The organism is Tunturiibacter gelidiferens (assembly GCF_051013345.1).
Taxonomy (GTDB): domain Bacteria; phylum Acidobacteriota; class Terriglobia; order Terriglobales; family Acidobacteriaceae; genus Edaphobacter; species Edaphobacter gelidiferens_A.
Window position 1 is genome coordinate 2888663 of record NZ_CP132939.1, and the last position, 17210, is coordinate 2905872.

21 protein-coding genes are annotated in these 17210 nt (G+C 58.5%); 14 read left to right on the forward strand and 7 right to left on the reverse strand.

The annotated features are described in order from the left end of the window. The 3 genes from RBB80_RS14265 (at position 1) to RBB80_RS14275 (ending at position 3851) form a co-directional block, all read left to right on the forward strand. Positions 1 to 2595 carry an Rne/Rng family ribonuclease gene (locus RBB80_RS14265; protein WP_433968909.1) on the forward strand — a complete coding sequence of 865 codons (2595 nt, stop codon included), beginning with the start codon at positions 1 to 3 and terminating at the stop codon, positions 2593 to 2595. 420 nt (positions 2596 to 3015) lie between these two features. Continuing rightward, positions 3016 to 3225: a hypothetical protein gene (locus RBB80_RS14270; protein WP_433968910.1), complete on the forward strand. Its 210-nt coding sequence runs from the start codon at positions 3016 to 3018 to the stop codon at positions 3223 to 3225. Continuing rightward, complete coding sequence (locus RBB80_RS14275; RefSeq protein WP_433968912.1) at positions 3207 to 3851, forward strand: hypothetical protein; 645 nt, start codon at positions 3207 to 3209, stop codon at positions 3849 to 3851. The genes RBB80_RS14270 and RBB80_RS14275 overlap by 19 nt, the downstream gene beginning before the upstream one ends. 89 nt (positions 3852 to 3940) lie before the next feature. Here RBB80_RS14275 and RBB80_RS14280 read toward each other — a convergent pair whose 3' ends face one another. The 6 genes from RBB80_RS14280 to RBB80_RS14305 form a co-directional block, all read right to left on the reverse strand. Next, entirely contained in the window at positions 3941 to 4333 is a 393-nt protein-coding gene (locus RBB80_RS14280; RefSeq protein ID WP_433968914.1) for a hypothetical protein, read from the reverse strand. 78 nt (positions 4334 to 4411) lie between these two features. Continuing rightward, on the reverse strand, positions 4412 to 5818 hold the full coding sequence (locus tag RBB80_RS14285; protein WP_433968915.1) for a glycosyltransferase: 1407 nt from the start codon (positions 5816 to 5818) through the stop codon (positions 4412 to 4414). Next, positions 5785 to 6108 (reverse strand): hypothetical protein, encoded by a 324-nt coding sequence (locus RBB80_RS14290; protein ID WP_433968916.1) that lies wholly within the window; start codon positions 6106 to 6108, stop codon positions 5785 to 5787. The genes RBB80_RS14285 and RBB80_RS14290 overlap by 34 nt, the downstream gene beginning before the upstream one ends. 73 nt (positions 6109 to 6181) lie before the next feature. Beyond that, positions 6182 to 6931, reverse strand: a complete 750-nt coding sequence (locus RBB80_RS14295) for a dehypoxanthine futalosine cyclase (protein WP_433968917.1) — start codon at positions 6929 to 6931, stop codon at positions 6182 to 6184. Between the two features lie 425 nt (positions 6932 to 7356). After that, complete coding sequence (locus tag RBB80_RS14300) at positions 7357 to 7755, reverse strand: hypothetical protein (protein ID WP_433968919.1); 399 nt, start codon at positions 7753 to 7755, stop codon at positions 7357 to 7359. Positions 7756 to 7870: 115 nt separating this feature from the next. Beyond that, positions 7871 to 8329, reverse strand: a complete 459-nt coding sequence (locus RBB80_RS14305; RefSeq protein WP_433968921.1) for a vitamin K epoxide reductase family protein — start codon at positions 8327 to 8329, stop codon at positions 7871 to 7873. A 176-nt stretch (positions 8330 to 8505) separates the two neighbouring features. Between RBB80_RS14305 and RBB80_RS14310 the strand changes: the two genes are divergently transcribed. From RBB80_RS14310 to RBB80_RS14330, 5 genes are all read left to right on the forward strand, one after another. Further along, complete coding sequence (locus RBB80_RS14310; RefSeq protein ID WP_433968923.1) at positions 8506 to 9171, forward strand: Bax inhibitor-1/YccA family protein; 666 nt, start codon at positions 8506 to 8508, stop codon at positions 9169 to 9171. A 50-nt stretch (positions 9172 to 9221) separates the two neighbouring features. Beyond that, positions 9222 to 10154 carry a metallophosphoesterase gene (locus RBB80_RS14315; RefSeq protein ID WP_433968925.1) on the forward strand — a complete coding sequence of 311 codons (933 nt, stop codon included), beginning with the start codon at positions 9222 to 9224 and terminating at the stop codon, positions 10152 to 10154. A gap of 71 nt (positions 10155 to 10225) precedes the next feature. Then, the gene (locus tag RBB80_RS14320; protein WP_433968927.1) at positions 10226 to 10489 is read left to right on the forward strand and encodes a hypothetical protein; all 264 of its coding nucleotides are present in this window, start codon (positions 10226 to 10228) and stop codon (positions 10487 to 10489) included. Further along, positions 10486 to 11037, forward strand: a complete 552-nt coding sequence (locus tag RBB80_RS14325; RefSeq protein ID WP_433968928.1) for a hypothetical protein — start codon at positions 10486 to 10488, stop codon at positions 11035 to 11037. The genes RBB80_RS14320 and RBB80_RS14325 overlap by 4 nt, the downstream gene beginning before the upstream one ends. 220 nt (positions 11038 to 11257) lie before the next feature. Beyond that, positions 11258 to 11800, forward strand: a complete 543-nt coding sequence (locus RBB80_RS14330) for a DUF4870 domain-containing protein (protein WP_433968930.1) — start codon at positions 11258 to 11260, stop codon at positions 11798 to 11800. Here RBB80_RS14330 and RBB80_RS14335 read toward each other — a convergent pair. After that, the gene (locus RBB80_RS14335; protein WP_433969672.1) at positions 11763 to 12503 is read right to left on the reverse strand and encodes a DNA-methyltransferase; all 741 of its coding nucleotides are present in this window, start codon (positions 12501 to 12503) and stop codon (positions 11763 to 11765) included. The two genes, RBB80_RS14330 and RBB80_RS14335, sit on opposite strands and share 38 nt — an antisense overlap. A gap of 259 nt (positions 12504 to 12762) precedes the next feature. Here RBB80_RS14335 and RBB80_RS14340 point away from each other — a divergent pair, with 259 nt between their 5' ends. The 6 genes from RBB80_RS14340 to RBB80_RS14365 all read left to right on the forward strand — a co-directional run bounded on the left by RBB80_RS14340 (position 12763) and on the right by RBB80_RS14365 (position 17088). Continuing rightward, positions 12763 to 13623, forward strand: a complete 861-nt coding sequence (locus RBB80_RS14340) for a PP2C family protein-serine/threonine phosphatase (RefSeq protein WP_433968932.1) — start codon at positions 12763 to 12765, stop codon at positions 13621 to 13623. Between the two features lie 52 nt (positions 13624 to 13675). Next, entirely contained in the window at positions 13676 to 14536 is an 861-nt protein-coding gene (locus RBB80_RS14345) for a 3-hydroxybutyryl-CoA dehydrogenase (RefSeq protein ID WP_433968933.1), read from the forward strand. Positions 14537 to 14621: 85 nt separating this feature from the next. Continuing rightward, on the forward strand, positions 14622 to 15077 hold the full coding sequence (locus RBB80_RS14350; protein WP_433968935.1) for a MaoC family dehydratase: 456 nt from the start codon (positions 14622 to 14624) through the stop codon (positions 15075 to 15077). 19 nt (positions 15078 to 15096) lie between these two features. After that, entirely contained in the window at positions 15097 to 15336 is a 240-nt protein-coding gene (locus tag RBB80_RS14355) for a hypothetical protein (protein ID WP_433968937.1), read from the forward strand. Positions 15337 to 15410: 74 nt separating this feature from the next. Further along, the gene (locus RBB80_RS14360; protein ID WP_433968939.1) at positions 15411 to 16490 is read left to right on the forward strand and encodes an MBL fold metallo-hydrolase; all 1080 of its coding nucleotides are present in this window, start codon (positions 15411 to 15413) and stop codon (positions 16488 to 16490) included. A gap of 106 nt (positions 16491 to 16596) precedes the next feature. Beyond that, positions 16597 to 17088: a hypothetical protein gene (locus RBB80_RS14365; protein ID WP_433968941.1), complete on the forward strand. Its 492-nt coding sequence runs from the start codon at positions 16597 to 16599 to the stop codon at positions 17086 to 17088. Positions 17089 to 17210: the final 122 nt, after the last annotated feature.

The window sequence follows — 17210 nt, forward strand, 5'->3', positions numbered from 1 at the left end:
GTGTCAAAGCCCGTCGAGATAAACGTCATCGTCCCATCCGCGCCGGCATTCACCATTCCAGAGGGCTGGGACGGCGGATCGATCCTTCCTGGCGAGTCTCTCTCCCGTCATCGCCGTCAGGAGAGTCGCAATGAGCCTCGCGCAGAACATCGCCAGGAGGCCCGTGCAGACTATCGCAATGCCACCCCGGCGGCATCACTGCCTCACGCCGAAGTCATTCGCGAAGCCGACGGATTCAGCGTCGCCGAGCCGATTGAGGAGCAGCCCGAGGTTCTTCCCGCCACGCATCCCGACCTTATCTCGCCCGAGCAACTTCAGCACGAGACCCCGGCCGAGCCCGTCGAGTACGAACCCACCGACGCCTCCGCCTCCTATCGCATCGACCCGGCAGCTCCCAGTGAGTATCGTCAGAGCGCCCCAGTGCTCGATGCTCCAGAGGAGATCCAGCCGGAGGCCTCGGCCGAGCCGCAAGCCCACGATCACAGCGCCGTTCACAGCATCACTCCAGGCCCTGACGAGCACGTTGCGCAGCTGCACGGCGAGCCCGCCACCACCGGATACGAGCCATTTGACTGGCAGACTCCTGCAGCAACCCATGTTGAGTCCGCATCCGCAGTTCTCGCCGAGACAGCGCCTGCACCTCACGAGTTGACCACGCTCCACGCCACGGGCGAGATGCACTCTGAGGCTCCGGTCGCGATCTTTACGCCCGAGCATGCCACCGAGACTGTGACGCCGATTGAGCACGAGACTGCTATCGCGAATCCTGCCGACAACGTCATCGCAGACGAAGCGGCTCCCCAGCACTTTGCGCCAGGCATCGGCTCTCTTGAAGAGGAGACACTCGACGACGAGGACTTCAACACTACCCTCCACGCCAGTTCCATCGAAGAGATGGACGACTTTGAGGAAGAAGAGACACTCGAAGGGGCAGCCGATCTCGGCACTATGATCCGCGAGATGTCCATCGACCAGATCACCCGCTCCGGCAACGTGGACGAAGAAGAGGAGGACGACCTCGAAGAAGAGGACGCGATCTACGATCCTCTCGTCGGCGGTTTGGAGGACACGGACGAAGAGGACCTCGACGAGTCGGACACGGAAGAAGATGTTCTGCACGAAGAGCTCGTGGAAGGCGACGAAGTAGCTGCCAACGGATTCGATCAGTCGCAGGCTGGTGCTGCAGCTCCCGCAACCGATCGCAATCGTGATCAGGACCGTGGCCGTGGTCGCCGAGATGGTCGACGAGATGGGCGCCGCGGAGACCGCTATGGCCGCAGCGATCGCAATGATCGACCCCGCAACACCGGCGGCGCAGGCGACCGTGAACGTGCCAGCGGCGGTGGTGGTCGCGATCGTCGTGGCGGCCGCAGCTCCATGCAGTCCACAAATCTACCGGCCATCAGCGAGTTGCTCAAGCCAGGCCAGGAGATCCTGGTTCAGATCGCGAAGGAGCCGATCGCGAAGAAGGGTGCACGCATCACGTCGCACATTGCACTTCCGGGCCGCTTCCTGGTCTTCATGCCAACCGTCAATCACACCGGCGTCTCCCGCAAGATCGACTCTGATAGCGAACGCCGCCGTCTGAAGGAGATTCTGCTTAGCGAAAAGGGCGAGGCTGCCGGCGGGTTCATCGTTCGCACGGCCGCGTCAGGGGCCACCGAAGAGGAGCTTCGCTCCGACCTGCGCTTCCTCCTCAACCTCTGGGCCGACATCAAGCAGCGCTCCGAGTCTTCGAAGTCTCCAGCTCTCATTTATCACGACCTCAATCTCGTCGAGCGCATCCTTCGCGATCAGGTCACAGACACCTTCTCCGCCATCTGGGTCGACAGCGAGAGTGAATACGAGCGCGTTCTGCGCTTCCTGCAGCGTTTCCAGCCCTCGCTGATTCGCCGCGTGAAGCTCTATACCAAGGAGACACCTCTCTTCGAGCAGTTCGGCATCACCGAAGAGATCAATAAGGCGCTCCGCTCCAAAGTCTGGCTCAAGTCCGGCGGATCGATCGTCATCAACCAGACAGAAGCCCTCGTCGCGATCGACATCAACACCGGGAAGTTCGTCGGCAAGACTGCTCGCCTCGAAGACACCATCGTCAAGACCAACCTCGATGCCATCCCGGAGATCGTTCGTCAGATTCGTCTGCGCGATCTTGGCGGCATCATCATCATCGACTTCATCGACATGGACGAGCGAAAGAACCGCAACAAGGTCATGGCTGCGCTCGAAGAGGAGTTGAAGACCGATCGAGCCCCTTCGAAGGTTCTTCAGTTCAACGACTTTGGCCTGGTCGCCATCACTCGCAAGCGGGTCAAGCAGTCGCTCGAGCGCACCCTGTCTACCACCTGCAACATCTGCACCGGTACCGGCATGGTCAAGTCGCCAGTCACGGTCTGCAACGACATTTACATCGAGATGCGCAAGATGCAGAAGCACCTGGACCGCGGCGACGTGATGCTTCGCGTCAACCCCGAGGTTGTCAAACAACTCAAAGCACCAGGCACAAAGTGGCTACAGGAGATGGAAGAGATGGTTGGCAAGACCATCCTGGTCAAATCCGACCCCAGCCTGCACCCTGAGCAGTTCGACATTCACTAGGGTGTCATCTCGGAGAGGATCTTCAGGCTTCAGCCAGTGACGGATCTCTGTAAAACCCCGACCCACACTCACGAGATATTACGGGCGTCCAACTCCAGGACGCCCGTAACTATTCCTCTCTCAGCAGCTTGTAGCCGAGCCGAAGTGTAAAAACTCTAGCGGTTTGTCATCCTGAACGACATTTCCTGCGTCTTACACAACAAGCGCGTTAGAGTTGGGTTGAAGCCAATGAAGAACCTCAAAGCACTAAGGGAGCCACGCAAAGATGCACACCACGATCACCGGGAATCGCCTACACCGTATCCTTGGCCGCACCGCGGCAGTCACCTTTTTGTTGCAGCAGGGACCCTGGGCCTTCGTGCGCAGCAGTCTGCCGGCACGGCATCCTCTTTGCCGCCAATTAACGTTAAGGCGAGCCTCGTGGCACCGCTCAATCTTTACACTCCGGATGATCTTGGCTATAGCAGCAGCACCGGCAGCGTTGAGACCGCCAATGCGGTGGACTTCAACCTCAGCAGCGATGCGAACCAGCCCCGCCACGTCGTCGTTATAGTCGCCCAAACTACAACGACAGCCGCACCAACGCTGATGGCTCCGCGAAGTATACCTTCGTGGTCGGCGGCGGTTTGACGGTACCGACTGGCCCCACTCACAGCGCACTCACGACCAGTTGGAAGATTCAGGGTGGCATCGGTCGCAACTTCAACAAGACCTTCGGCGTCATCGCCCAGTTCGATTACGACAACTTCGGGATCCAGACAGCGACACTCAACAACTTGTTGGCCATCTATAACTCTCTTGGCGCAACCGATCAAAACGGCAATCCACTGACTCAGCTAGGTGGAAACAGCCATGACTGGTCCTTCACTCTCAATCCGATCGTCAACTACTACACCTCAGATACCAAGGGCGCATATGTGATCGGTGGAGCAGGCTTCTATCACAAGACCGCGAACTTTACCGTTCCAACCATCGGTACTGCGTGTGACTTCTTCGGCTGCTTCCAGTTTGCGGCCAACTCAACTATCGACAAGTACACCAGCAACGCATTCGGATTGAATGGCGGCCTGGGCTTCACCTATAAGGTCTCTCGGTTCGCTTCAACGCGGTTCTTCGTTGAGGGCCGTTATGTCTACACATTCAACTCGCAGCGCCCATTCTCCTTGGGCGACGCAAACGGCAACGGCTTCAACGTCTTCCCCCAGAACAGCGCGAAGACAAGCTACATCCCGATCACCTTTGGTCTACGTTTCTAGAGGTTTCCTACGAAATCGAGCCGGAAGAAGAGAGGCGCATTGCCTCTCTTCTTTTTTGAGATTCTGACATATAACGATTAAGTGCCTATTCAGGCAGCGGACCATCGGAGCCGAAGAAAAAATCCCGCACTCACTCCGACCACTGTTGCAGCGCTCATCAGGATCTGATGGCCAACTCCACGCTGACGCATCTCCCACGCATTTGTCCACAACACGCCGATAAGTACGGCCATTAAACCTATCCCGCCAATCCACGGAGAGTGATCTCTCCCGAGGACGAGATCTGTCATATACCCTCCCACCGTTGTGCACAGCAACCACACCCCGGCTTGCAGAAACTTGTATCTTGGCGTGATTCGGTAGTCCCGCGCGACCAGATCGGGCGAGGCCGCAGTCATGGCAAAGGTTGCCGCCATCGACAGGCCCACCGTCACCAAATACCCAAGAACGATTGCAAGTAGAAGAAAAGCGCCAGTAATCATGAACCCATTCTGGTCTCCTGCGCCGCGAATCTGCCGGCACCTTTTTCCGGAGACATCGACAGCCAGTCTATCAGTCGTCTAAACGCCCACTGGATACGGCTTCTCGTGCATCTCCTGGTCGGGGTCGCGGCTTCGTTCAAACCGGCCTTGCAACAGGCTCAACAGGCCTGTGTACCAGTACCCAAACACAAACAACACAAGAAACGGCACCGTAAAGAAGTTCTCCGTCGAAATCGCATAGTAGACGGTCCAGGCAAAATAGCATCCAATCGCCATCTCAATCCAGGGAATTACACCCAGTCGTTTGCGATACACCTTCGCCTGGCTCTTCTCGCCCTTTTTCTTCACGCTGTACTTCGGCGTCCTCGCAAACGCGCTCTTCACTCCGAACAGCGCCTCCAACACAGCCTTGGTATTGGTGATCGTCAACCCGACCCCACCCAGTGCCATGACAAACGGTACGTACACGATCGATTTGTACCAGCTCTTCGGATAGAGCTCCTTCTGGCTCACCATGTAGAACGTTGAAACCGACATCGTGCTGGCGACGAACAGCGGGAAGTCGATCAGCAGCATCTGGATATAGCCTTGCCAGCTGCGGATAATCATCGCGGGCATCAGCAAAACACTCAGCACAATCATCAACGGATAGCTGATATTCGCCGTAAGGTGATACCACGCCTCCAGCTTCGTATGCCACGGAGCATCGCTCTTCAGCACCCGCGGCAGAATCTTTTTCCCTGTCTGGATTAGACCCTTTGCCCATCGCGCCTGCTGCGTTTTGAAGGCAGTCATCTCAATCGGCAGCTCCGCCGGGCACTCCACATCCTGCAGATACTTGAACTGCCACCCCACCAACTGCGCCCGATAGCTCAGGTCTGTATCCTCAGTCAGCGTGTCATGCTGCCAACCGCCCGCGGTTGAGATCGTCTCTCGCCGCCACATCCCCGCCGTGCCGTTGAAATTAAAGAACACTCCAGCCCGGCTTCGTCCTCCATGCTCGAGCACAAAATGCCCATCGAGCAAAATCGCCTCAACCTGCGTCAGAAAGCTGTAGTTCCGATTCAGATGTGTCCACCGCGTCTGCACCATGCCGATCTCCGGCTGCGCGAAGTGATGAATCACCTGCATCACCCACTGCCGCGGAGGCACAAAGTCTGCATCGAAGATCGCCACAAACTCGCCACGAGCGACATCGAGACCCTTGTCCAGCGCTCCCGCCTTATACCCGTGCCGGTTGCTGCGATGCAGATACACGATCGGCTGCGGACCCATTCCAACGAATCCGCGAGCGTAGCGTTCGACGATCGCCCGCGCTACTTCGGTCGTCTCATCGGTTGAATCGTCCAGCACCTGAATCTCAAAGCGGTCTCGCGGATAGTCCAGTCTGCAGACCGCCTCAATCAACCGCTCGATCACAAATTGTTCATTGAAGATCGGTAGTTGAATCGTCACAAACGGCAGCTGGCCTTCAGCAAACCGCATGGGCGGCTCACTCCACTTCGCTGCATTTTTTTGTTTTTGAAGTAAAGCCACACCAACTGATAGCGGTGAATCCCATAAAACGCCAGGATGATCATGACGATGAAGTAGGGAATCAGCATCGCCGTATCGAACGCATTCCATCGATATAGGTGCTCGAACGTCTTGTCCGCGTAGTGCGTCTTCCAATAGTGACCGAAGCCCTTTGGACCGACCAGCAACCCGAGTTGGGACGTCAAAGTATGAAGAGGAAATTGCAGGGTCGTTGCTCCACGAAGGGTTCGAGTATCCACCTGATTCTACGCGAATCACCGCTTGAAATCAGGTTAAGACGTCCGTACTTCAGTAAGAGACAACGCTTGCCCCTCAGTTCAAAAACATGGTTCGGAAGACCGTATCGCGTTGAACAGGCTTGAACCCTGCGTCGCGAATGACCTGCCGCAGCTGCTCCTCGGTCGCCGCATTCGCCCCCTCGGCAAGCATCACGCTGCCTACGTCGTTGCCGCCGAAGCGCAGACCCACCTGCAACACTTTGAGGCCCTGCGTCTCCAGGTTCGACTGCACGTTCTCAATATTGTCGAGGTACATTCGTGAAATCGCCAGCGTCTTCAGATACTCGACCGCCGTTGCCTCCTCGAACCCCTGCATTGACGAGGCTTTCGGTGCGTAGGCCAACGGTGTGAATGAGGCAAAACCGCTCGTCTCTTCTTGCAGACCGCGCACTGCTTCCAGGTGATTGACGCGATGCTCCATCGTCTCGCCGCAGCCAAAGGTCATAGTGGCGGTGGTCTGCATGCCGAGCTTGTGGGCGGCGCGATGGACTGCCAGCCAGTCCGCCGTGGACCATTTTGCGCGGGAGCCTTGTTGTACCACGTCGTCGAGAATACCCGCGTCATCACCCGGGATTGAGTCGAGTCCGGCGGTGTGCAGTCGTGCGATGGTGTCCTCTACGGTTGCTCCCGTTTGCTCTGCGATTGAGAGAATCTCGCTGGCGGAGAGGGAGTGGAGCCAAATAGCAGGGAAGCGTTGTTTGATGCTGCGAAATAGCCCGTCGAACCAGGAGATTGTGAGCGCCGGGGTTACCACGCCCTGAAGCATCACGCCGTGACCGCCCATCGCGACTATGTTGGAGATCTGCTTGCAGAGTTGATCAAAACCCGCGCCAGTCGCGGATTGCGTGTAGGTTACTCTTCCGTCGATCGCGTAACTTACAACCCCTTCGGGTGCAGCCGGCGGCGTACGGCGTCGGCTTCCATTCCAATCCCAATCAGATCATCGCTGCGAAAGCAGTCCAGAGCTTCGTTCCGGCTAATTCCCATGCTTCAATTCTACGGTTTTTGCCAGAAAAAATTCTGGATGGGGGAAAGCGCGTTTTTTCAGGGGTATTTTGGATTTTTGGCGTGTTTGCTGTGGTGAAAACGTGGTGAAGTTGTGGTGAAATGCGTGGTTGACGTGGTGTTTTAGCCGTCCCTTTTTAGGTGTTGGAGGATACGCCACATCTTGCGAGTTTATTTTCAGCTTGAAACCGATCCCAGACCCACTTACCGCTGGAGCAAGCGGACCAGCAAAACAACCACCATGGAAACCAGCGCAATCAGGATAGGAACGCCAGCCTTCAGCCACAGACTGAACGAGGCCACCTGTTTTTCGAGTGCCTCCATTCGATGCTCGTGCTGTTGCATTGAGAGCCGCGCGCGCTTTACCTCTTCGCCTACGTCCGTGATCTGCGCGCTCTGGTCCTGAAGCTGGCGGTACAGCCCCAGGTGGGCCTTTGTGACCTGTCCGAGATCGCCGCGGACCCCTTCGGCCATGGCCAGCATCGCGGCTTCGTTTGCCTTTTCAGCGGCAGCCTTGGACGTGAAAAACCTGTCCGCCATCGGCACCAGCCGTGAGATGTGAGGCAGCAACTCAACTAACTGCACGAATACCTTTGGCCACATAGATTACTCCGGTTCTTGTTATCGTTTACCGTGGCGACAGCAGCCCAAACCGATTCCTAATCCTAGTCCAGACGCGTCCCTTGCTGATTCGTACCGAACCTTTATTTCGAGACTTCTACGAGGTCAGCGTCGAGCGCTTCTGCTGCCATCTCGTTATGAGCGCAAAGATCGTCACCAGTAGAATGGCCGTCACGATACCCTGCGACCAAAGACAATAGATGCACCACTTCTGCAGGACGTACGCCTCGATGTAGCTTAGAAACGCGGCGAAGAGAAAGCCCACCTGGGCGAATTCGAAGACCAGCCACCAGCGGCCCATCAGCGCGAGAACGCCAATCGCTGCATAGCCTGCGATGCCCAGCATCGCAACGGGAATATGCGATCCGGCCTTGGGGTCTTCGTCAAAGGTTCGCGGAGGAAAGACGGCAAACCGGCTGTGATTGACTGCGCCGCAATCGAATTTTTCGGTCACAGCACAGGGTGGGGCAAGGGCAGGATCCATATAGTGAACGTGCAACGCCATAGTCGAAACGACAATTCCTGCAACTGCCAGCAACGCAATCAGATACTTCATAACTTGGATTTTACTTCGTGAGATTGCCGGAGGCGACGGAGGCTGTCCTGGGAGTTTGATGGGATGGACTGCGTGACCTTTTAACCCATGAACCGGTCAAGGTTGAGGACGCGTATCATGGAGAGAGGCGAGACAGGCCCGAATATGGCTCTCAGGGCTTGCCGCGGAGAGATGAGATGATTGACAACCGCTTGAACATGAACGGGTATCCCACCACGATTGAGGGGGCGCGCGAGGAGACCGCTTCGTTGCTTGCCAAGGTGCTGGGTATTACTTCGTTAGGCTTTCTGATCACTGCGTTCGGCGTTGCGACTGCTCCTGCGTGGAGCACGCTGCCAGGCATGATTGCGGTGCTTGTACTCGTTCTGGCGATCACCTTCACGCGCAAGGCGAGTCCGACCCTGGCGCTGGGCATGTTCCTTACGCTGACCTACTTCATGGGCTGGGAGATCGGCCCGCTGATTCACCGCTACGTTCAAACTGTTGGTTCGGCGGTCGTCTTCAACGCCGCGGCAACTACCGGTCTCGGCATGGCGGCCATGGGATGCGTCGCGTATCTGTTCAATATCAACTATCGCCGCATCGCGGGTATCGGCTTCGCGGCTCTGTTGCTGCTCATTATCGCCGGCATCGCCAGCATGTTCTTCCACTTCATGACGCCGGACACCTACTCCTGGCTGACGCTGGGAATCTTTACGCTTCTGACGGTCGGCGACTTTGCGCGCATTCGTGCCGGTGGCGATGGGCGATCAGCGGTCTCGCTTTCGCTGTCGATCTATCTCGACGCGATCAACATCTTCCTCGCGGTCCTGCAGTTGATGAGCGGACGCCGCAGGGATTAGCGCAGATCAGCGCATGCCTCTGAGTGGATCTCCCGATTTATCATGAAGCGGTGAACTCAACCAGCCGCAGACACTTTCTCGCGATGCTGGGCGCTACCGGTCTTTCAGCCGCCGTTGCGCCTTCGCTTCTTGCCGCACCGGCGCCAGTCCGTGAGCCGTTCACTTTTCTGTTCGTTACGGATGCGCATCTTCAGCCTGAGTTGAACGGCGTTGTCGGCACCGATATTGCGTTCAAGAAAGCCCGCGTGGTCAAAGCCGATTTTGCCATCAACGGCGGCGATCACGTCTTCGATGCGCTTGGCGTGCCGAAGGAGCGCGCGCTCACCCTCTTCGATCTCTATGAAAAGACCGAGCAGGAGCTGGGCGTGAAGGTGTATCACACCATCGGCAATCACGACGTTCTCGGCGTCTACCCGGCCAGCGGCATCGCGCAGGATGATCCGCTCTACGGCAAGAAGCTCTTCGAGGAGCGCTTCGGCAAGCTGTACTACTCTTTCGATCACAAGGGCCACCACTTCATCGTGCTGGACTCGATCGGCATCACGCCAGACCGGGCCTACGAAGGCCGCATCGATGCGGCACAGCTTCAGTGGCTCGCCGCCGATCTCGCCGCGCTGCCTGCCGGAACCCCTGTTATCGTCTCGGTTCACATCCCTCTGGTCACGGCCTTTGGGGCTTACCTGCCCGAGCCAACCGTCGCGCCGGCTCACCACAGCCTGAGCGTCGCCAATGCAAACCAGGTTCTGGATCTGTTCGCCGGACATAATGTGCTCGGCGTTCTGCAAGGCCACACTCACATCAACGAGACCGTTGTGTGGAAGGGTGTTTCTTACATGACCAGCGGAGCTGTGTGCGGCAACTGGTGGCATGGCACACGTCTCGGCACGCCCGAAGGCTTTACGGTGGTCACCGTCGCAAACAACAAGCTCACCACGCACTACGAGCCCTCCGGCTTCCAGACGATCTCACCGCAAAACACCTAGAGACCACTCACGCCGGGGGCCATTGGTCTGATTTCATGTAAGTAATTGTGTACCGTGGTACATTGGTAAGTATGACAGAATCGAAGAACCTCGTCGAGATCGAGCGGATTCAGACAGGCGTCCGCATGGAGAAGCGGCTGCTGAAGGTCCTGAAAGCCGTAGCCGAGTTGAAGGACATGAGCCTTGGGGATCTGCTGGAGGGAATTGTGCTTCACGCCTTCGAAGGCAAGTCCGCGTTCTCTCCGCAGACGCTGAAAGAGATCGAGAAACTGAAAAGCATCTATGGCTTGACGCTGCGCGCGTCCGATAGCCATCGATTGAAGGAGCGCAAATGAAAACAGGCACGCTGCTTCCTCTTGTACTTGCAACGGGCGCGATGGGCGGAGGGCAGCATGCTGCTGTCGCGCAAACAACAGCGGCTCTTACCCATGTCAGCAACAGCTTTCAGTTCGTTGTGCCGGCTCCGCTGAGCCGCGCCTCGGCGCTGTTCGGCCCAGACGGGGAGCGGTGCTGGGCGGGCGAGCATTGGAGGCCCGAGTTTCTGTATCCTCAGCCGGCAAAGGACATTCAGGGAGCTGTCTTTACAGTCCAGCATGGTCCGCACAAGAGCGTGTGGGTCAACACGGTCTTCGATCCAGCGGGAGGCCGGATGCAGTATGTATCCTTCATTCCCGAGACCCTCGTCTTCACAGTCGATGTGCGTCTCTCGGTGCTCACTCCGTCGACCACGAAGGTAGAGGTGACGTACGTTCGGACTGCGCTTGAAGCGGGGGCGAATGAGGACGTGCTCGCGCTCGGAAAGCGTGACGGCGAGAACGGGCCGGAGTGGCAGAAGGCGATCGAGGACTGCCTCGCCGCGGAGCGAAAGACCGGGCATGAGTGAACTCCCCGGATCCGGTAGGCTCGTGCGGTTCATCCCTCGATTTTCCCGGGCTGCAGTCGGACGGGACTAAATTACTTAGAGCCGGGAAAAAGTCGATTGAATCGCGCCGGTTCCGGGGTATGCTGGGTAGCACTTCAGACGAGGTCCAAATTTCAGAGTTGTCTCGACCTGACTTGTCTTCTGCACGTGGGCCCCAATTTCATCTCTCAGGAGTGTTGCCATGCTGTGTCCGGCCTGCCACAAAGAAGTCTCGGCCCAAAGTGCATTTTGTAACAGTTGCGGTGCGCCCCTTGCTGCGGCGGGCGGCGCCTCTGCAAGTGCAAGCGTGCCGCCACCCACGAACTACACGGACGTGCCGCCGGCTTACTCTACCGTTCCGCCTGCCTACGTTGCGGCACCACCGGCCGCGACCAACTCGGGACTCTCAGAGAATGCTGCCGCGGCGATCGCCTACCTTACGATTATTCCGGCGATCATCTTTCTGGTGCTCGAGCCCTACAACAAGATGCCTCTCGTCAGATTTCACTCGTGGCAGTCGATCGGATTATGCGTCGCTGCGTTCGTGCTGCATTGGATCATCACCTTTGCCGAGATAGCCATGCACTTCGTTCCGGGGATCGTTCTGCTGTTTTCGCTGATGCGTCTGGTTATCGGCATGGGTCTTTTTTTGATCTGGCTCTTTATCATTTTGAAGGCCAGCAAGGGCGAGTGGTACAAGCTGCCGGTTATTGGCGACTTCGCCGAGAAGCAGGCGCGCGGCTAGGTTTTCGGGCCCTGGGGAGCGGCAAATCGTCTCTCTGGGGTTTGTAGGGCGCGAGCCGTTTCTCCATCACGGCAATGGCCGCGGCGCTCTCGTCGACCATGATGAAGCTGCGATCATGTTTGGCTGCGGCCGCGCCGGTCGTTCCGCTACCGGCAAAAAAATCGAGCACCGTGTCGCCGGAATTTGAGTGGACGCGCACGATCCGCTCGAGAATTCCCAGCGGCTTCTGCGTGGCGTAGCCGGTCTTCTCCTTGCCTGTGGGCGAGACGATGGTGTGCCACCAGACGTCAGTGGGCGTCTTGCCACGGGCCGCTTTCGTTGCGCCGACCAGTCCCGGAGCCATGTAGGGAATCCGGTCGCTCTCGTTCAGGTTGAAGGTGTATTGCTTGGGGTCTCTGGTGTACCACAGGATGTTGTCGTGCTTGGCTGGCCAGCGTTTGGTCGCGCGTGCGCCATAGTCGTAGGCCCAGATGATCTCGTTCTGAAAGCACTCGCGTCCGAAGATCTCGTCGAGCATGACCTTGCAGTAGTGGACCTCGCGATAGTCGATGTGGAAGAAGAGCGAGCCGGTGGTTGAGAGGACGCGGTGGGCCTCGACCAGGCGCGGTCGCAGGAACCCAAGGAAGTCGTCAAAGCTGTCGCCGTAGCCTGCCCCCCGCTTTGCTGCTCGAGTACTTCGGTGCGGTAGCGTCGTCCGCCGAATCCTGTGCGGTCGCCGTCTTCATCGCGAATGGTCTTCATCAGGGTGCGGCTTTGGCGTTTGCCCGTATTGAAAGGGGGATCGACGTAGATCAGCTCTACGGATGCGGCTGCCAGCGACTGCAAAACGTTCAGATTATCTCCCTGCACGATCCGGTTCATACCATCGTCTCCGCTCCTAACACTAACGTACCCTTGGTCTCTTCGGCTGCGACGTGTATCGTTCTCTTCGGATGGCCTGTCTGCATCGGCCTCGTTCGACTATGTTCTCCAGTCACCTCATCTACGCCATGCTCACCCATCGCGGCCGCGTCCGTAAGGGCAATGAAGATACCTGCGCTGCGGCGCCGGAGATCGGGGCGTTTGTCGTCTGCGACGGCATGGGCGGGGCGGCCGCGGGAGAGGTCGCGAGCACTCTTGCCGCCGATACCTTCCTGGCGAATCTCGGGCCACCGCGGACCGCGAGCAGCGAAGAGCCGCAGAGGCCGGAGGCGCGCATGAATGCTGCGATTCAGGCGGCGAATCAGGCGGTCTATCGGCAGTCCCGCCAGTCGAGGCAGTACAACGGCATGGGCACTACGCTGGTCGCGTTGCTGCACACGCCCGTCGTCAGCGGGCAGAATGGGAATGCTTCGGCCGCGCGTCGTTCGACGGCCAATCACCTGAACTCCCGAGTTACCGATCCTCCGACGCTCTGGCTGGGCCACGTTGGCGACAGCCGCTGCTACCGGCAACGTCGCGGCAAGCTCGAGCAGCTCACCATCGATCATTCGCTCGTGGAAGAGCAGCTTAGAGCCGGTCAGATCACGCTCGATCAGGCGGCTCACTCGCCCATGCGCAACCTCATCACTCGCGCCATTGGTTCGCAGGCTACGGTGCAGGCGGAGATTCAAAGTCATCGCCCCCAGGCGAACGACGTGTATATGCTCGCCTCCGACGGTCTGACCCACGAGGTCAGCGACGAAGAGATCGCGGAGATTCTGACCTCGATTCCCAACCCGCAGACCGCGGCGGCACTCACCATAGCGTGCGAAGAGCTGATTACGACGGCCAATCGGAATGGTGGCAACGACAACATCACCGTCTTGCTGGTCGCCGTTGCCCCTGATCTGCCCCGTCCCTGATCCGCGTACCCCTCGCAAACTGCTACACTGCGAAGTCGTCTGAAACTCCTCTATGTCCGACTTGAAAACCATTGCAATCCTCGGCGCCGGGACCATGGGCAACGGCATCGCGCACGTCTGCGCCCGCTCCGGCTTCAACGTGATCCTCTACGATCTCCAACAACCGTTTCTTGATCGCGGGCTCGCCGCCATCGAGAAAAATCTTGCGCGCGAAGTAGCGAAGAACAAGCTGACCCAGCAGCAGGCCGATGAGGCCAGGGCACGCATTACTCCGACGCTCGACCGCGAGGCGCTCGGCAGTAGCAGCTTTGCCATTGAAGCGGCGACCGAGAAGTTCGCGATCAAGTCGGAGATCTTTCGGGATCTCGATCGCATCCTTCCCGCCGGCGCCATCCTCGCGACGAACACCAGTTCCATCTCGATCACGAAGCTCGCGGCAATGACGAAGCGCCCCGAACAGGTTATCGGCATGCACTTCTTCAACCCTGTGCCGGTGATGCAGCTGGTGGAGGTCATCCGCGGTCTCACGACCTCACAGGCGACCTTCGACGCTGTCCATGCGCTCTCGCTGCAGCTCGGCAAGACGCCGGTTGAGGTCAACGACGCTGCAGGCTTCATCTCAAACCGGGTGTTGATGCCGCTGATCAACGAGGCCATCTACTCGGTGATGGAGGGCGTTGCCACCGCCGAGGCCGTCGATCAGGTCTTCGTGCTTGGCATGGCGCACCCGATGGGGCCGCTCACGCTCGCCGACTTCATCGGCCTCGACGTCTGCGCCGACATCATGCGCGTTCTGGCAGAAGGTCTCGGCAGCCCGAAGTACAACCCCTGTCCGCTGCTGGTTCGCATGGTCGACGCCGGCTGGCTGGGAAGAAAATCGGGTCGAGGTTTCTACACCTACCCAACGTCTTGAGCAGGACGAGTCCGTGCCGCTTTACACTAACCAAACCAGCCGAAGCCTGAAGCGAAGCGCAGCATCCAAAGGAACAGGAGAGACAATGTCCCAGGAGTTTTATTTCGAAGACTTTTACGTAGGCCAGAAGTTCAACTCGCTTGGCCAGGCCAAGGTGACCGCTGAAGAGATCAAGGAGTTCGGCAGCAAGTACGACCCGCAACCCTTCCATCTCGACGAGGCCGCCGGAGAGAACTCCTTCTTCAAGGGCCTCGCTGCCTCGGGTTGGCTCACCGCTGCCGTCGTCATGCGCCTTCGCGTGCAGTCGATCACGGTCGCGGGCGGCATGATCGGCGCCGGCGTCGAAGAGATGCGCTGGACCGAGCCTGTCCGACCGGGTGATTCGCTCCGTACCGAGATCGAGGTGGTTGGCGTCCGCCACTCCAACTCCCGAAAGGAGTTCGGCGTGGTTCGCACCCGCACCCTCGCCTTCAACCAGCGCAATCAGGTCGTCATGCGTTCGACGGTCAACTTTCTGGCCCCCGTCAGGCCCGCTGTCTAGCAAAGAATGAGCTACTCCCATGACCAGTGAGGATCTCGCTCTTCTCAAGTCCAGCATCGATCTCGTCGTCACTCTAGAGACCGTCGAGGGCGAGCGGTTCCTCGCTCAAATCCTCTTCGTCTTCGAAGCCGAGGATACCCCCGACGTCTTTTATCTGAAGGTGGAGCCTGGTCCCCACGGCAATTTTGTCCCTCTGGGAAGCGGTGGCTATTCGACGCTTCTCTCGGACATCGCTGCGGTTCACCGCCTGGAGTCCTGATCACCTCTAACCGGGGAGAACCAATCTGATTACCCCGACGACTTACTCACAATTAATCGGCGTATTCTTACCAGATGATGCGTATGACAGTGCTCGCCTCCGGGTCCAAAGGCAATAGCACCGTCATCGCCAGCTCCCGGACCCGCGTTCTGGTCGACGCCGGCCTCTCCTGTCGCGAACTTTTGAAGCGCATGGCCGCTGCGGGGGAAGACCCAGCCAGACTCGACGCCATACTCGTCACGCACGAGCATCAGGACCACATCGCGGGCCTCGCGGTCCTGGCCCGCCGTCTCAAAATCCCTGTTTTCTTTACCGAGCCGACCCACCGCGCCTGGGTCCGCATGCTTACCCCGCGTACCACGATGACCTACGCCAAGTGGCTCGATCACGTGCAGCGCGAGAAGGAAGCGCGCGCCACCGCGATCGCCGCCAGCACCCCGACTTATATCCAGACCGCCGGCCTCGCAGCCCAGCTTGCCGCGCAGTCGGAGGCGATTGCCAGCGTCTCCGCAGAGGCCGCCGCGCTCAACCGCTCCGACGATCCCAACGCCACGTTGGAGTTGCCCCTCGACCCAGACGAAGAGGAGCTTTGCGGCCCGGAGCCTGAGGCCGCCGCCGCGCAGAAAGCTGAACAAAAGACCGATCCTACGCACCTTCCCGCGGTGGAGTACTTCCACTCCGGCACCCAGTTCTCGATCGGCGACATCGAGATCACCCCCTTTACTATCCCGCACGATGCGGCCGATCCCTGTGGCTTCGTCTTTGAGGCCGAAGGGATTCGCATGGCGTTGGCCACCGACCTTGGCTACATGCCCCCTAACGTCAAGGCCGCTCTCAAACGCATCGACGTCCTGTTATTGGAGTCGAACCACGATATCGAGATGCTCCGCGACGGACCGTATCCGTGGTCGGTCAAGCAGCGCGTGCTTTCGCGGGTCGGTCACCTGTCCAATGACGCGACCGCTGAGTTTCTGCAAAAGGACTACGACGGCGGCGCTGCCTGGATCGTCCTCGGCCATCTCTCCGAGTCCAACAACGCTCCGGAGCTGGCGCGTCTTTCTGCGGAGCAGGCGCTGGGTAACCAACCGACTCTGCTCGGTAACCGGATTCTGTTGGCTGGACAGGCTGTTCCGCTCGATCCGATCACACTTTAGTTCCGCGTTTTCAGACGTTTAGTGAGGGTACTCCAACGGTTGCGATTCGATGAATCCTTTGCTTTCTTCCTGCTATCAAACAGGATAGAATGGTGAATATAAACTGATGAAAAAAACAGCGTTAGCATTTCCGACCAACCGAAGAACACACACCTCGGGTTGCATCGATCAGGTGGTGGGAGACATTCTCTCCGGTTGGCGTTATGACATCTCGGGTCTCTCTCCGGCCATGCGTACGGACTACGACCAACATTTGTCTGACTGCACCCATTGCCGCCGCCGTCAGCGCATTGCCCGTACCATCGATGTACTTCTAATCAGCGTGAGCACACTTTCGATTGTTGCGTTTCTGCTGGCTGCTGTCGTCATTCATCGGGTTGAGGTCGTGACCCACATCAACACTGTCCGGGTCCATCTGAACCAGGCCCACGCGGTCGCCGTCTCGCTCGAGGCAGTCGCAATTGCCGGTCTGATCTTCTCGACGCTCCTCTGGGTGCTGGTCGCGGTCGCGACTCCGCTTCCCGGCTTTATCGGCGGCATCGTCCAGCAGCGGATCCCTGCAGATCTCCGCGACCGCTTTACCAAAGACGCCGCCTGACGACAGTTGAGAGCACTTAGTAATCGGTAGGTAGCCTTGGGATCGACTTTTCGAGACGAGGTGCTTTGCCCGACTACTTCCGACGAACGATTCCCCAACTGTCTTCCTGCATTTGATAGCGT

Bases quoted from the DNA above. Each gene is read 5' to 3' on its own strand.
- RBB80_RS14310 (WP_433968923.1), top strand. From the start codon at position 8,506: ATGATTGACAACCGCTTGAACATGAACGGGTATCCCACCACGATTGAG.
- RBB80_RS14320 (WP_433968927.1), top strand. From the start codon at position 10,226: ATGACAGAATCGAAGAACCTCGTCGAGATCGAGCGGATTCAGACAGGC.
- RBB80_RS14330 (WP_433968930.1), top strand. From the start codon at position 11,258: ATGCTGTGTCCGGCCTGCCACAAAGAAGTCTCGGCCCAAAGTGCATTT.
- RBB80_RS14340 (WP_433968932.1), top strand. From the start codon at position 12,763: ATGTTCTCCAGTCACCTCATCTACGCCATGCTCACCCATCGCGGCCGC.
- RBB80_RS14350 (WP_433968935.1), top strand. From the start codon at position 14,622: ATGTCCCAGGAGTTTTATTTCGAAGACTTTTACGTAGGCCAGAAGTTC.
- RBB80_RS14280 (WP_433968914.1), bottom strand. From the start codon at position 4,333: ATGATTACTGGCGCTTTTCTTCTACTTGCAATCGTTCTTGGGTATTTG.
- RBB80_RS14360 (WP_433968939.1), top strand. From the start codon at position 15,411: ATGATGCGTATGACAGTGCTCGCCTCCGGGTCCAAAGGCAATAGCACC.
- RBB80_RS14325 (WP_433968928.1), top strand. From the start codon at position 10,486: ATGAAAACAGGCACGCTGCTTCCTCTTGTACTTGCAACGGGCGCGATG.
- RBB80_RS14345 (WP_433968933.1), top strand. From the start codon at position 13,676: ATGTCCGACTTGAAAACCATTGCAATCCTCGGCGCCGGGACCATGGGC.
- RBB80_RS14305 (WP_433968921.1), bottom strand. From the start codon at position 8,329: ATGAAGTATCTGATTGCGTTGCTGGCAGTTGCAGGAATTGTCGTTTCG.
- RBB80_RS14285 (WP_433968915.1), bottom strand. From the start codon at position 5,818: ATGCGGTTTGCTGAAGGCCAGCTGCCGTTTGTGACGATTCAACTACCG.
- RBB80_RS14295 (WP_433968917.1), bottom strand. From the start codon at position 6,931: ATGGGCGGTCACGGCGTGATGCTTCAGGGCGTGGTAACCCCGGCGCTC.
- RBB80_RS14365 (WP_433968941.1), top strand. From the start codon at position 16,597: ATGAAAAAAACAGCGTTAGCATTTCCGACCAACCGAAGAACACACACC.
- RBB80_RS14355 (WP_433968937.1), top strand. From the start codon at position 15,097: ATGACCAGTGAGGATCTCGCTCTTCTCAAGTCCAGCATCGATCTCGTC.
- RBB80_RS14300 (WP_433968919.1), bottom strand. From the start codon at position 7,755: ATGTGGCCAAAGGTATTCGTGCAGTTAGTTGAGTTGCTGCCTCACATC.